We start from the raw sequence: 12,694 nt of genomic DNA on the forward strand, positions 1-12,694 counted from the left end.
TGCGGCGACGCTACCGCGCATTGACGAGGAACGCTGCACATACGCCGCCCGACGTCACCCCCTCGGCGTGCTCTACTCTCCGCGGGTGGCCGACGATGTCGAAGACCCGGTGGCGCAGGCGCACGGCGAGCTGTCCCTGGCGCGGGTGGCGCTCGCCGAGGACGACCTCGAGCACGCCGCCGACCACCTGGCCGGCGCGATCGCCTGGGCGCCGGGGCTGCCGGAGGTGCACGAGCTGCTCGCCGCGCTGACCGCGCGGGCCGGCGGCGAGGTCGCGGACCTGTTCCCGCTGCGGGAGCCGGCGTTCATCGGCACGGTCGTGGCGCGGGCGCACGTGACGGCGCCGACCGACCCGCTCGGGTCGCTGCGGATGCTGGCGCAGGCGACCGGGTTCGATCCGGCGCAGCCGTGGGCCGACGTGAGCTGGGTGCGGGCCGTCGACCCCGGCGGGCTCGACCCGGACGAGCTGGCCCGGCTGTTCGTCGGGGTCATGTCCCGGCTCGGCGACCCGGCGCCGGCACCGGTCGCGAAGGCCAACGAGGTGTACCTGGACCTGGCCCGGCGGTCGCTGCGCGCGCACCCGGACCACGCGCTGCTGCACGGCGCCGCGGCCGGGCTCGGCCGGCGGTTCGGCGACACCGCCGAGGCGGTCCGGTGGGGTGCCCGCGGACACCGGTTGCACCCCGACAAGCTCACCGCCGTCTGGTACGCCTACGCCCTGCGCGCCGACGGCCGCCTCGACGCGGCGTTGAAGGTGATGCGCACGGCGTGGCGGGCCGCGCCGCAGGAGATGGACCTGTGCGCCGACATGGCCAACTGGCTCGCCGACTCCGGCCGCGTCGACGAGGCGATCGCGCTGCTGGAGGAGGGTATGCGCCGCCAGTCGGACTACGACTGCGCGGTCCACACCGTGCAGCGGCTGCGGTTCCAGCGCGACGGCGACGCGAAGCACCTGGTGGCGCTGGTCGACTTCATCCGTGAGCACCCCGCCGTCAGCCACGAGCACTCCGACCTGGCGCAGGCGTGCGAGCGCCGCACCTGGCTCGGCCGGGTCGCGGGGCCGAGCGAGGCGTGCGTCAACATGCTGCACCGGGTCCCGCTCGACCAGCGCGGCACGATGGACGGCGGCATGTCGCTGTCGGCCCTGGAGGTGCCCAGCGCCCTCGCCGTGCTGCGCCGCGAGGTGCCCCGGGTCACCGTCGAGATCGCCGGGCCGCCGCCGCCGGACCTGGTGCGCCCGCTGAAGCAGGTGCGGGTGCTGTGGCGGTATGACGGCACCACCGCCTACCCGACGGTCGAGCCGGCGTCCGCGGCGAGCCAGGCGCTGCTGGCCGGCCTGGCCGGTCCGGCGTGGCCGCATCCGGTCGCCGCCTACGACCACGCGATGCCGCTCGGTGAGCTGCCGGTCGAGCAGCTGTTGTCGCTGCTGGTGCACCCGCCGGCCGGCCCGCAGCGGTACGCAGAGCTGCCCGACGGCTGGTGGGAGCGTTCGGCGCAGGTGTTCGCGTGCCTGGGCCTACTGCACTGCGGCGAGCTGCGCAACCCGGCCGACCCGGGTGACACGACCGCCCAGCGGCGGCTGCTCACCGACATCGCGTGGGGCGTCGAGGACTGGACGACGGAGGCGGCGCTGTTCGCGTTGACCGTGGCGGCGTGGCTGGATCCGGCCTGCCGGGTGGAGGTCTGCGACACGGTCGGCCGCCGGTTCCTGGCCGCGGTGCAGGCGTCGCAGACCAGGGCGGTCACGATCCGGGAGTCCCTGGCCGACCTGGTGCGCATCGTGCCGGGCATGCTCGACGACGTGCTGGCGCTCGCCGACGAGGTGACCGGCGCCGGGGCCCCGCGCGCCGCCGGCGCGGCGAAGCCGGCCGCCCCGTCACGGTTCGGCCGGCTGTTCAGACGCCGCCGCCAAGCGCCGTAGGCGCCGCCGGCAGGACCCGGAGACGCCGCTGGCCGGCGGGGATCCGCCGGCCAGTGCGAGAAGTGCGGGAAGGGCTACCAGTAGTGGCGTCGCCCAGCGAGCGGACGGCCCACGGCGCCCAGGATCCACAGCACCGCTCCCACGATCAGCAGCACGATGCCGATCGTCTCCAGGATGCCGACGTGCAGGAAGAGCCCGAGCAGGAACAGGATCAGGCCAAGGATGATCATTTTCAGCTCCCGGGGAGGAGGGGTGTTGCATGGACATCCTTCAGGTACCCCTCCCCCGCCTCGTCTGAAACACGGATCACCCGCGGCGACCCCGACGGGCGCGGATGTAGTCGGAGACGACGTATCGGCCCAGGTCACCAGCCTCGGGGGTGAAGACCCGGCCGCCGCTGCGCTGGGCGATGGCGTCGACGAACCGGCGCAGGCCAGGGTCCTCGCCGAGCATGAACATGTTGAGTACGGCGCCGTAGCGGGTGAGCTGATCGACCTCGTGCACGGTCGACGTCACCGTCTCGCGGGTCGACGGCCAGTGGAAGTAGGAGGTGCCGTCGTCGAGCAGGTGCGCGGTCGGCTCGCCGTCGGTGACGACGAGGACGACGGGGTCGGAGCCCGGGTGCCGGCGCAGGTGCCGGCCCGCGAGCATGAGGGCGTGCTGCAGGTTGGTGCCCTGCACATAGTCGGGTTCGACGGCGGCGAGCTCCTCGACGGACAGCTTCGTCGCGTACCGGCCGAATCCGATGATCTGCAGGGCGTCCTGCGGGAACCGGGTCGCGACGAGGTGCGACAGCGCGAGGGCGGCCTGTTTCATCGGGCCCCACCGGCCGTCGGCCATCATCGAGAAGGACAGGTCGACGCAGAGCGCGACGGCCGCGGAGACCCGCCGCTCGGTCTCGGCGATCTCGAAGTCCTCGACATCCAGCCCGATAGGCAGGACGGCGGTGCCGCCGGTGGCCTGGCGGCGCACCGCGTTGCCGATGGTACGGACCACGTCGATGGGCTGTTCGTCCCCGTACTGCCAGCGCCGCGACGCGCCGGTCAGCTCGCCCGCGGCGCCGGCGTCGCGCAGGTCGTGCTGGCCCTTGCGGCCGGCGGAGAGGTCGGCGAAGACGGTGCGCAGCGCGGTGCCGCCGAGCCGGCGCAGCGCCTTCGGGCTGAGCGTGAGCCCGTCGGCGCCGCGGGTGACCCAGCCCTGGCGGCGCAGCTGCTGCTCCAGCTCCCGCAGCCGGCGCAGGTCGTCGGCGGCGGACCGGCCGAGCTGCCGCTCGACGGCCTCGACGTCCACGTCGTCGAGGGTGGCCCCGGGATGCTCCTGGCCGAGCTGGTCGAGCAGGTCGTCGAGGTCGCCGATCTCCTCCAGGGCGCCGGCGGCCTCGCCGTAGCCGAGGTCGCGCTGCCCGCGGACCCGCTCGCCGCGGCCCCAGTTGAGGTCGGGGCGCAGGGCACGCAGGTTGTCGGTGAGGGCGGCCATCTCCCCGGCGAGGCTGCCGAGGGACTGCTCCATCAGCGCCTGCAGCTCCTCGCGCTGCTGCGGGCTGAGCGAGCGCAGGAGCCGCTCCCCGGCGGCGGCGCGGCGGGCGAGGGCGTCGATGAGCTCCTCGACGGTGCCGGGCTGCTCCGGGAAGAAGTCGCCGTGCTGGGCCATGAACTGCGCGAACGCGTCGTCGGTGTTCTCGCCGCGGGCGTGCTTGCCGAGCAGGGCGTTGAGGTCCTGCAGCATCTCCCGCATGCGTTCCTGCATGGCCGGGTCCTGCAGCGCCTCTTTCATGCCTTGGAACCGCTGGCCGAGGACCTCGTTGCGGAGCTGGTCGAGGATCTGCTCGTACAGCGCCCGCGCTTCCGGAGACGTCCAGTTGTATTCGGACAATTCCGAAACGGCCTTCGACGTCGACCGTGGAAGGTTTGCCAGCTGCGCCTCCGCAAACCTCGCGTCGTCGCCCTCAAGCGCGGACAGCGCGTCGCGTTCGGTGGCGACGGCCTGGTCGAGCAGCTGCTGGGCGCGGGTCACGGCACCGTCGAGGTCGCCGCGGCGCATCGCCTCGCGCCGCAGCCGCCGGGCCCTGGCGAGGAGGTCGTCGAGGCCGCGGCCGCCGTCGGGGCCGTTGCGCAGCAGGTTGCGCAGCGCGTCGCGGAGACTGCCACCGTCGAGGACCTCGGCGCCGACCTGGTCGACGGCGGCGCGCACGTCGTAGGGCGGGGCGAGCGGGTCGGGCCCGCCGCGCCACGCCCCGTAGCGGAACCTGTTGTGGCGCACGTGCTCAGCCTCCGTAGACGGTGCGGCCGTCCTCGGTGAGATCCTTGGACAGCCGTCTGGTGAGGTGCAGTCCTTCGAGGACGAACTCGATGCCGGCGGCGGCCTCGCCGCGGCTGGGCGCGTCGCCCAGGCCGAGCCGCTCCAGGACCTTCGCCAGGCCCGGGACGGTGCCGACCTGCTGCAGGATGTCGTCGGCGCCGGCCAGCTCGCCGGTCTCGATGACCTGGCCCTCGGCGACGAGGTCGGTGAAGCCGGACAGGTCCAGCCCGGCGAGCCGGGACCGGAACGTGTCGGCGGTCGCGGTGCGCAGCAGGTGCGCGAGGATCTCGATCTCGCGGCCCTCTTCGCCGCTGTCGAACTCGACCTTGCCGCGCAGGGTGCTGGTGACGCTGACGGTGTCGCCGACCCGGGCGACGGGCTTGTCGTCGCCGAGCAGCCCGCCGCGGCGCAGCGCGGACGCGGCGACGGTCTCGGCGGCGGCGATCGCGAACCGGGCCGACACGCCGGAGCGCGAGTCGACGGCCGGCGATTCCCGCACGGCGCGGGTGAACCGGGCAAGGACCTCGATCACGTGCCCGGGGACCTGGGCGACCAGCTGCGCCTCCTGCTGGATCAGGTCGGTCTCCAGCTCCAGGTCCAGGGGGTAGTGGGTGCGGATCTCGGCGCCGAAGCGGTCCTTGAGCGGCGTGATGATCCGGCCCCGGTTGGTGTAGTCCTCGGGGTTGGCGCTGGCGACCAGCAGCACGTCCAGCGGCAGCCGCAGCTGGTAGCCGCGGACCTGGATGTCGCGCTCCTCCAGCACGTTGAGCAGCGACACCTGGATGCGCTCGGCGAGGTCGGGCAGCTCGTTGACGGCGAAGATGCCGCGGTTGGTGCGCGGGACGAGTCCGAAGTGGATGGTCTCCGGGTCGCCGAGGGTGCGGCCCTGTGCGACCCGGATCGGGTCGACGTCGCCGATGAGGTCGCCGACGGACGTGTCGGGGGTGGCGAGCTTCTCGCCGTAGCGCTTCGAGCGGTGCAGCCAGTCCACCGGCAGCGCGTCGCCGGCTTCCAGCGCGAGCCGCCGGGACGCGGGCGTGATCGGCTCATACGGGTGCTCGTTGAGCTCGGACCCGGCGATGACCGGGGTCCACTCGTCCAGCAGCGACACGAGGCCGCGGATGACGCGGGTCTTGCCCTGGCCGCGCTCGCCGAGCAGGACCAGGTCGTGCCCGGCCAGGATGGCCCGCTCGAGCTCGGGCAGGACGGTGTCTTCGTAGCCGACGATCCCGGGGAAACGGGGCTCGCCGGAGCGGAGCTTGGCCAGGAGGTTTTCGCGCAGCTCCTGTTTGACGGTGCGGAACCGGTGGCCGCTCGATCGCAGCTCGCCCACGGTGCGGGGCAGGTCCAAAGGCTGGGTCACTGCTCGAACCTAGCGCGCCGAGGTTTCCGGCGGCGAAACCGGACGATCTCCGGGGCGGAAGCGGGCCAGCAGCGCCGCGCGCACCGCGGCGACCGCGGGGGCGGCCGGCCCGGCCCGGTGCGCGAGGAACAGCGTGTTGAGCGGCGGCACCGGCGGGTCGTGCAGCAGGACCAGGCGGCCCGCGTCGAGGTCGGCGCGGACCAGGTATTCGGGCAGGACGCTGCACCCGGCGCCGGCGAGCACCAGCGCGCGGACCGCGTGCAGGCTCGGCACCACCACGTCGGCGGTGCGGTGCTGCCGCTGGTCGAAGACGCTGCGCCAGTACCGCCGGATGATCGGCAGCTCCTCGGCGTAGCTGACCAGCGGGGTCGTGGCGACGTCGCAGGCCCGGGCGGCGACGAGGACGAACTCCTCGTCGTAGAGCGGCTCGGCGCCGAGCTGCCGGCGGCGCGGGCGGCTGGTGAGCACGGCGAGGTCCAGGGTGCCGGCGCTCAGCGCGTCGGCGAGGTCGTCGGACAGGCCGAGCGTGACCCGCAGCTTCAGCCCGGCGGCGACGAGCCCGGCGAGCGCCGGCAGCGCGAGGTCGGTGAGGAACTCCGCGGCCCCGCCGAGCCGCACGGTGCCCTCCTCGGGCCGCTCGGCGACGCCGGCAAGGTCGTCCAGCGGCCCGGCGACCTGCCTGGCGAGCAGGTCCGCGGCCGGGGTGGGCGCGACGCCGCGGGGCTGCCGCACGAACAGCGGCCGGCCGAGCGCCGCCTCGAGGGCCTGCAGCTGGGCGGTGACGGTCGGCTGGGACAGCGCGAGCCGGCGGGCGGCGCCGGTGACGGAGCCCTCCCGGTGCACGGCGAGGAAGGTCCGCAGCAGGTCCAGCGAGATTGCCATAGGATTTCCTATGGTACGACCACCGCACGGCTATTGGCGCCGATGGCATCCGGTGCGCGACGCTGCCTGCATGACAGCGATCCTGATCGTCCTGACCAGCCACGCGACCCTTGGCGACGCCGGCCGCGGCACCGGCTTCTACGTGTCCGAGGCGGCCCACCCGTGGGCGGTGTTCACCAAGGCCGGGCACGATGTGACGGTGGCGTCGGTCCTCGGCGGCGACCCGCCCCGCGACGGCGACACCGCCGGCCACGAGGACTTCCTGGCGTTCCTCGGCCACGACACCCCGGCCGTCGCCGACGTCGACCCGGCCCGCTTCGACGCGGTGTTCCTGGCCGGCGGCCACGGCACCATGTGGGACTTCCCGGACAGCACGGCACTGCAGTCACTGGTGCGGCAGGTGTACGAGCAGGGCGGCGTCGTCGGTGCCGTCTGCCATGGTCCGGCCGGGCTGGTCGGCGTCACGCTCACCGGCGGCGGCGCGCTGGTCGCGGGGCGGGACGTCGCCGGGTTCACCGACGAGGAGGAGCGCGCGGTCGGGCTGAGCGACGTGGTGCCGTTCGCGCTGCAGCGGCGCCTGGAGGAGCTCGGCGCCCGGCACACCGGCGCGGCCATGTGGCAGCCGTGGGTGGTCCGCGACGGCCGCCTGGTCACCGGCCAGAACCCGGCCAGCGCCACCGGTGTGGCCGAGGCGATGCTCGACGCGCTGTCGCAGCGGTGACCGAGTGGTGACCGAGTGGTGACCGTCAGCGGCGGATCACGTCCAGCCAGGACGTGAAGCCGCCCCAGCCGGCGGTCGGGTCGTACTCCTGGTAGTACTCGATCGCCGCCTCGCGGCCCATCCGGATGAAGGCCAGACCGAGCAGCAGAATGACGCCGGCCACGGTCACCGACGACAGCGTGGAGAACCACACCGGCAGCAGCGTCTCGTAGCGGGCGAGCTCGGCGGCGGTCTGCGCCCGGACCGCGTTCTCGGGGCTGAACACCACGCCCAGCAGCAGCGCGACGGCGGAGAGCAGCGCCGCGCCGCCGACGAGCGGCCGAGAGCTCACCGACCGGCGCGGGACGGTGAGGGCGGCGAAGCCGAGCAGCAGCGTCACGACGCCGGCCAGCACGGCCCCGGCGAAGAGCCGGGAGCGCACCGCCTCGACGGCGTCTGGATCCTCCATGCCCCGCACCGCGTCGTAGGCGTCGTCGAAGTGGGCGAGCACGACCGCCGCGGCGACGCACTGCGCGAGCACCAGCAGGAAACCGGCGGCGGCCAGCCAGAACGCCTGCCGCACCGGGCGCGGCGGCGGACTGATCGGGTATTGATCGGGGGCATCGCTGCGGAGCACGTCATCGGCCATCGGCACACAGGGTACGACCGCCGTCACCGCGGCGCTGCCCCGTTTCCGTCGACGGTCACCGGTCGCGGGCGATCTCCCGCCAGGAGCTGAAGCCGGTCCAGGTGACGGTCGGGTCCCGGTACTGGTAGTAGTCGTACGCCGCCTCGCGGCCCAGGACGACGAACGCGGCGGCGAGCGAGAACAGGGCGCCGGTGACGGCGATCGACGACAGCACGGAGAACCACAGCGGCAGCACCAGGTACAGGTGCGCCTCCTCGGCGGCGCCGTACGCCAGCAACGCGTTGTCGGGGTTCATCACCACGCCGAGCAGCAGCCCGACCGTGGTCAGCAGCGCGGCGAGGCCGACGACCGTGCGGGTGACGACGGACCTGCGCGGGACGGCAAGGGCGACCCCGGCGAGCAGGCCCGCCAGGCCTGCGCTGAGCACGGCGATAAGCGCCAGCCGGGTGTGCATGCTGTCGAGCTGCAGCTGCTCGCCGACGTTCCACGGGCCGTGGGCGCTCCGGGCGGCGTCGAAGCGGGCGTAGAGCAGCGCCGCCGTGACCGCCTCGACCGAGATCAGCGTGATGGCGGCGATGACCAGCCAGTACGCCTGCCGGACGGGCGGTGGCGCCGCAGCGGTTCTGCTCAAGATCGGCCGCGCCGTCAGGTCCGGCCGGCGATGTCGAACCACGAGGTGAAGCCGCGCCACGTGGCGGTCGGGTCGTGGTGCTGGTAGTAGTGCAGCGCCGCGTCGCGGCCCAGCCGGGCGAAGGCGGTGCCGAGCAGGACGACGACGGCGGTGACCGTCGCCGACGCCGACGCGGTGAACCACACCGGCAGCAGCTGCTCCAGGTGGGCCAGCTCGTCGGCGTCGCCGGCCAGCACCCCGCCGTCGGGGCCGAGCACGATGCCGAGCAGCAGCGCGACCGCCACGACCAGCCCGGCGAAGCCGACGACCGTGCGGGTGCTGGTCGAGCGGCGCGGGACCGCGAGGGCGGCCCCGGCGAGCAGCAGCGACATGCCGGCGCCCAGGACGGCCGCGCCGACCAGTCTCGTGTGGACGGTGTCGGCCTGCATCTGCTCGCTGAACGTCCACGGTCCGTGGGCGTCATAGGCGGCGCCGAAGCGCAGGAGCAGGACCACGGCCGCGACGGTCTGTGCGGCGACCAGGATGAGACCACCGGTGACCAGCCAGAAGGCCTGCCGCACCGGTCTGCTCGGAGGCGTGCCGTGTGCCATCAGGTTCAGCGTACGACCGGCAACCGAGCGTGGTCCATATCACCTGAGGGCCAGATGCCGGGTGGTTCGAAGCCGGACCGCAGCGCATACGGCAGGATGGACGGCGACACGTACCGCAACAATCGACATCCGCCGAGGAGTTTTCGCATGGCGCTCAGCAAGCCCGACGTGACCCTGCCCGACGGCCCGCCGCCCGCCGACCTGGTGATCGAGGACCTCACTGTCGGCGACGGAGCGGAGGCTCGGCCCGGTCAGCAGGTCAGCGTCCACTACGTGGGTGTGTCGCTGTCGACGGGCAAGGAGTTCGACGCCTCGTGGAACCGTGGCGGCACCTTCGACTTCGGGCTCGGCCAGGGCCAGGTCATCGCCGGCTGGGACCAGGGCGTGGCCGGCATGAAGGTCGGCGGCCGGCGCAAGCTGGTCATCCCGCCGCACCTGGGCTACGGCAGCCGGGGCGCCGGCGGCGGCCTGATCAAGCCGGGCGAGACGCTCGTCTTCGTCGTCGACCTGGTCGGCACCCGGTAGAACCCAATGCCCGTCTGTGGGTCCGGTATTCCCTACCGGACCCACAGATAGGAATGCGGTAATTCACAGCTGACACTCAGCCCAGCCCGGACATCGAGGTGGGATGCTGGACCATCGGCGTCGGCCGGCACTCTTTTTCACATGTCATAACGCCATAAAGGGGTGTGCAGATGACAATGCAGTCGGCGGCACCGCGCGCGAAGCGGATTCTCATGATCGGCGCACCCGGTGCGGGCAAGGGCACCCAGGCGCAGCTCATCGCGCAGCAGTTCGGCATCACCCACATCGCCAGCGGTGACCTGCTGCGCAGGAACATCGCCGAGGGCACGACGATCGGCCGCACGGTCGAGACGCTCGTCAACAAGGGTGAGCTCGTCCCCGACCAGATCATCATGGACATGCTCCGCAAGCCGGTCCTCGCCGCGAACGCCGACGGCGGCTACGTGCTGGACGGCTTCCCGCGCACCGTCGAGCAGGCCGAGGCGGCCTACCGCACCGCCGGTGACCTCGGCGTCGGCGTGCAGATCGCGATCCACCTCGAGGTGCCCGAGGACGAGCTGATCCGCCGGATGCTGGCCCGGGCCCGCGGCGCGGACGACACCGTCGACGTCATCAAGCACCGGATCAAGGTCTATGAGCAGAAGACCCGCCCGCTGCTGGACTATTACCAGCAGCGCGAACTGCTCATCCAGGTCAACGGCGCCCGCCCGGTCGGCGAAGTGACCTGGTCGATCGTGGTGCAGCTGCAACGCGCGTTCAAGCAGCGGCCGACCGCTGGTCGTACCACGGCCGCACCGGACCGCGCGGTCGCCTGACGCTTCCCCGTCGCACGAAGCCCGGCCCCGATGGGCCGGGCTTTCGCATGTCACGCCGACAGTGCCGCCGACACGACCCCGCGGGCCTCCTGCTGGATGCGTTCCAGGTGCTCGGGCCCCTGGAACGACTCGGCGTAGACCTTGTAGACGTCCTCGGTGCCGGACGGCCGCGCTGCGAACCACCCGGACGCGGTGACGACCTTCAACCCGCCCAGCGCCGCGCCGTTGCCGGGCGCGGCGGTGAGCTTCGCCGTGATCGGCTCGCCGGCCAGCTCCGTCGCCGTGACCTGCTCCGGCGACAGCTTGCCCAGCACCGCCTTCTCCTCGCGGGTCGAGGCGACGTCGATCCGCGCGTACGCGGGGGCGCCGTGCCGCGCGACGAGATCGGCGTAGTGCTCGCTGGGCGAGCGTCCGGTCGTCGCGATGATCTCGGCGGCGAGCAGGCAGAGCAGCAGCCCGTCCTTGTCCGTGGTCCAGACCTCGCCGTTGCGGCGCAGGAACGATGCGCCGGCGCTCTCCTCGCCGCCGAAGCCGACCGAGCCGTCCAGCAGGCCCGGCACGAACCATTTGAACCCCACCGGGACCTCGATGAGCGTGCGCCCGAGATCCTCGGCGACCCGATCGATCATCGACGACGACACGAGGGTCTTGCCGATCGCGGCGCCCTCCGGCCAGCCGTCCCTGGACTTGAACAGGTACTGGATAGCGACCGCGAGGAAGTGGTTGGGGTTCATCAGCCCCGCGTCGGGGGTGACGATGCCGTGCCGGTCGGCGTCGGCGTCGTTACCCGTGGCCACCTGGTAGTCGCCCCGCTTGCCGATCAGCGACGCCATCGCGTTCGGCGACGAGCAGTCCATCCGGATCTTGCCGTCCCAGTCCAGGGTCATGAACCCGAACGTCGGGTCCACGTTGGGATTGACCACGGTCATGTCCAGCTTGTGGCGTTCGGCGATGGCGCCCCAGTACGCGACGCTGGCGCCGCCGAGCGGGTCGGCGCCGATGCGGACCCCGGCGTTGGCGATGGCGGCGAGGTCGATCGCGGCCGGCAGGTCGTCCACGTACGCGGCGAGGAAGTCGAACCGGCCGGTGGTGTCGGCCTTGATCGCCCGCGCGTACGGGATCCTCTTGACGTCCTTGAGCCCGGCCGCGAGCAGCGCGTTGGCCCGGTCCTGGATCCACTTGGTGACGTCGGTGTCGGCGGGCCCGCCGTGCGGCGGGTTGTACTTGAACCCGCCGTCCTCCGGCGGGTTGTGCGACGGCGTGACCACGACCCCGTCGGCGCCGAGGTGCCGGTGGGTGAGGATCGCGTGTGACAGCGCCGGCGTCGGCGTGTAGCCGTCGCGGCTGTCGATGAGCACCTGGATCCCGTTGGCGGCGAACACCTCCAGGGCGCTCACCGTCGCCGGCTCCGACAGCGCGTGGGTGTCCTTGCCGACGAAGAGCGGTCCCGTGTACCCCTGGAGCGCCCGGTATTCGCAGATCGCCTGGCTGACCGCGACGATGTGATCCTCGTTGAACGAGCGGCGCAGGCTCGACCCGCGATGCCCGGAGGTGCCGAACGCGACCTGCTCGGCCGGGTCGGCGACATCGGGGTGCTCGGCGTAATAACTGGTGATGAGTCGCGGGACGTCGACGAGGTCGGAACGCTGCGCCGGTTGGCCTGCACGGGGATGGACGGACATACCGCATACGTTGCCACGTCAGGCTGTGCGCTGCGACATGACCGGGCCATCGACGGAAACAATCCGTGGCTAAAATGCCGCGCATCGATGCCCATTTCACCCCCGTGAGGCGATGATGACCACCGCGGTTTCGATGTATTCCAGGGTCGGCGGCGGGCCCGCCGTCAAACACGTCGTCGACCAGCTGTACACCTGGATCCTCACCGACGAGGAGCTGTCCCCCTACTTCGCCACCGTCACCGTCGAGTCGCTGAAACGGCACATGGCGGCGCTGCTCGCCCAGGTGCTCGGCGGCCCGGCCGAGTACGGCGGCCGCGAGCTCGGCGACGCGCACCGCGGCCTGGGCATCACCGACGCCCACTACACGCGGGTGGTCGACCTGGCGCTGGCCGCCCTGTTCCTGGCGCACGCACCCCGCGACATCGTCGCCGCGGTCGAGGACACCCTGGCCGCGGTGAAGCCGGACATCGTCGCTTAATCCCCGTCGCGGTGCCATCGCCGTCGCGGTGCTGTCGCCGTCGCGGTGCCATCGCGGTGCTGTCGCCGTTGCGGGAACCGGCGCCTTTGGCGGTGCTGTCGCCTTTGGCGGTGCTGGCGCCTTTGCGGGAGCTGGCGCGGGCCGGTCAACGCCAGCTCCC

The 12,694-nt window shown here is 72.7% G+C and carries 13 protein-coding genes; 5 read left to right on the forward strand and 8 right to left on the reverse strand.

Annotation, left to right across the window (positions count from 1 at the left end; all coding sequences use genetic code 11):
• Positions 1 to 85: 85 nt before the first annotated feature.
• On the forward strand, positions 86 to 1,921 hold the full coding sequence (locus tag AB0K00_RS42975; protein WP_363533782.1) for a tetratricopeptide repeat protein: 1,836 nt from the start codon (positions 86 to 88) through the stop codon (positions 1,919 to 1,921).
• 74 nt (positions 1,922 to 1,995) lie between these two features.
• Here AB0K00_RS42975 and AB0K00_RS42980 read toward each other — a convergent pair whose 3' ends face one another.
• The 4 genes from AB0K00_RS42980 to AB0K00_RS42995 all read right to left on the reverse strand — a co-directional run bounded on the left by AB0K00_RS42980 (position 1,996) and on the right by AB0K00_RS42995 (position 6,464).
• The gene (locus AB0K00_RS42980; protein ID WP_169788986.1) at positions 1,996 to 2,151 is read right to left on the reverse strand and encodes a DUF6131 family protein; all 156 of its coding nucleotides are present in this window, start codon (positions 2,149 to 2,151) and stop codon (positions 1,996 to 1,998) included.
• A 76-nt stretch (positions 2,152 to 2,227) separates the two neighbouring features.
• Positions 2,228 to 4,180, reverse strand: coding sequence for a hypothetical protein (locus AB0K00_RS42985; RefSeq protein ID WP_363533785.1), 1,953 nt, complete (start codon positions 4,178 to 4,180; stop codon positions 2,228 to 2,230).
• Positions 4,181 to 4,184: 4 nt separating this feature from the next.
• Entirely contained in the window at positions 4,185 to 5,582 is a 1,398-nt protein-coding gene (locus AB0K00_RS42990) for a sigma 54-interacting transcriptional regulator (RefSeq protein ID WP_363533788.1), read from the reverse strand.
• A 9-nt stretch (positions 5,583 to 5,591) separates the two neighbouring features.
• The gene (locus AB0K00_RS42995) at positions 5,592 to 6,464 is read right to left on the reverse strand and encodes a LysR family transcriptional regulator (RefSeq protein ID WP_363533791.1); all 873 of its coding nucleotides are present in this window, start codon (positions 6,462 to 6,464) and stop codon (positions 5,592 to 5,594) included.
• Between the two features lie 70 nt (positions 6,465 to 6,534).
• Here AB0K00_RS42995 and AB0K00_RS43000 point away from each other — a divergent pair, with 70 nt between their 5' ends.
• On the forward strand, positions 6,535 to 7,185 hold the full coding sequence (locus AB0K00_RS43000) for a type 1 glutamine amidotransferase domain-containing protein (protein ID WP_363533794.1): 651 nt from the start codon (positions 6,535 to 6,537) through the stop codon (positions 7,183 to 7,185).
• A 25-nt stretch (positions 7,186 to 7,210) separates the two neighbouring features.
• Here AB0K00_RS43000 and AB0K00_RS43005 read toward each other — a convergent pair whose 3' ends face one another.
• From AB0K00_RS43005 to AB0K00_RS43015, 3 genes are read right to left on the reverse strand one after another with little or no spacing between them, the layout of a single operon-like run.
• On the reverse strand, positions 7,211 to 7,813 hold the full coding sequence (locus tag AB0K00_RS43005; RefSeq protein WP_363533797.1) for a hypothetical protein: 603 nt from the start codon (positions 7,811 to 7,813) through the stop codon (positions 7,211 to 7,213).
• Between the two features lie 55 nt (positions 7,814 to 7,868).
• Entirely contained in the window at positions 7,869 to 8,444 is a 576-nt protein-coding gene (locus tag AB0K00_RS43010; RefSeq protein ID WP_363533800.1) for a hypothetical protein, read from the reverse strand.
• A 14-nt stretch (positions 8,445 to 8,458) separates the two neighbouring features.
• On the reverse strand, positions 8,459 to 9,034 hold the full coding sequence (locus tag AB0K00_RS43015) for a hypothetical protein (protein WP_363533803.1): 576 nt from the start codon (positions 9,032 to 9,034) through the stop codon (positions 8,459 to 8,461).
• Between the two features lie 147 nt (positions 9,035 to 9,181).
• On the opposite strand from AB0K00_RS43015, the gene AB0K00_RS43020 reads away from it, so the two are divergent.
• Positions 9,182 to 9,559 carry an FKBP-type peptidyl-prolyl cis-trans isomerase gene (locus AB0K00_RS43020; RefSeq protein ID WP_363533806.1) on the forward strand — a complete coding sequence of 126 codons (378 nt, stop codon included), beginning with the start codon at positions 9,182 to 9,184 and terminating at the stop codon, positions 9,557 to 9,559.
• 170 nt (positions 9,560 to 9,729) lie between these two features.
• Positions 9,730 to 10,374, forward strand: coding sequence for an adenylate kinase (locus tag AB0K00_RS43025; protein ID WP_363533809.1), 645 nt, complete (start codon positions 9,730 to 9,732; stop codon positions 10,372 to 10,374).
• A 50-nt stretch (positions 10,375 to 10,424) separates the two neighbouring features.
• Here AB0K00_RS43025 and pgm read toward each other — a convergent pair whose 3' ends face one another.
• The gene (gene pgm / locus AB0K00_RS43030; protein WP_363533812.1) at positions 10,425 to 12,056 is read right to left on the reverse strand and encodes a phosphoglucomutase (alpha-D-glucose-1,6-bisphosphate-dependent); all 1,632 of its coding nucleotides are present in this window, start codon (positions 12,054 to 12,056) and stop codon (positions 10,425 to 10,427) included.
• Between the two features lie 133 nt (positions 12,057 to 12,189).
• On the opposite strand from pgm, the gene AB0K00_RS43035 reads away from it, so the two are divergent.
• Positions 12,190 to 12,534 (forward strand): group 1 truncated hemoglobin, encoded by a 345-nt coding sequence (locus tag AB0K00_RS43035; RefSeq protein WP_363533815.1) that lies wholly within the window; start codon positions 12,190 to 12,192, stop codon positions 12,532 to 12,534.
• The last annotated feature ends 160 nt before the right edge of the window (positions 12,535 to 12,694 follow it).

It is taken from the genome of Dactylosporangium sp. NPDC049525 (assembly GCF_040676755.1).
GTDB lineage: Bacteria > Actinomycetota > Actinomycetes > Mycobacteriales > Micromonosporaceae > Dactylosporangium.

Bases quoted from the DNA above. Each gene is read 5' to 3' on its own strand.
- AB0K00_RS42995 (WP_363533791.1), bottom strand. From the start codon at position 6,464: ATGGCAATCTCGCTGGACCTGCTGCGGACCTTCCTCGCCGTGCACCGG.
- AB0K00_RS43020 (WP_363533806.1), top strand. From the start codon at position 9,182: ATGGCGCTCAGCAAGCCCGACGTGACCCTGCCCGACGGCCCGCCGCCC.
- AB0K00_RS43025 (WP_363533809.1), top strand. From the start codon at position 9,730: ATGACAATGCAGTCGGCGGCACCGCGCGCGAAGCGGATTCTCATGATC.
- AB0K00_RS43035 (WP_363533815.1), top strand. From the start codon at position 12,190: ATGTATTCCAGGGTCGGCGGCGGGCCCGCCGTCAAACACGTCGTCGAC.
- pgm (WP_363533812.1), bottom strand. From the start codon at position 12,056: ATGTCCGTCCATCCCCGTGCAGGCCAACCGGCGCAGCGTTCCGACCTC.
- AB0K00_RS42980 (WP_169788986.1), bottom strand. From the start codon at position 2,151: ATGATCATCCTTGGCCTGATCCTGTTCCTGCTCGGGCTCTTCCTGCAC.
- AB0K00_RS43005 (WP_363533797.1), bottom strand. From the start codon at position 7,813: ATGGCCGATGACGTGCTCCGCAGCGATGCCCCCGATCAATACCCGATC.
- AB0K00_RS43000 (WP_363533794.1), top strand. From the start codon at position 6,535: ATGACAGCGATCCTGATCGTCCTGACCAGCCACGCGACCCTTGGCGAC.
- AB0K00_RS43015 (WP_363533803.1), bottom strand. From the start codon at position 9,034: ATGGCACACGGCACGCCTCCGAGCAGACCGGTGCGGCAGGCCTTCTGG.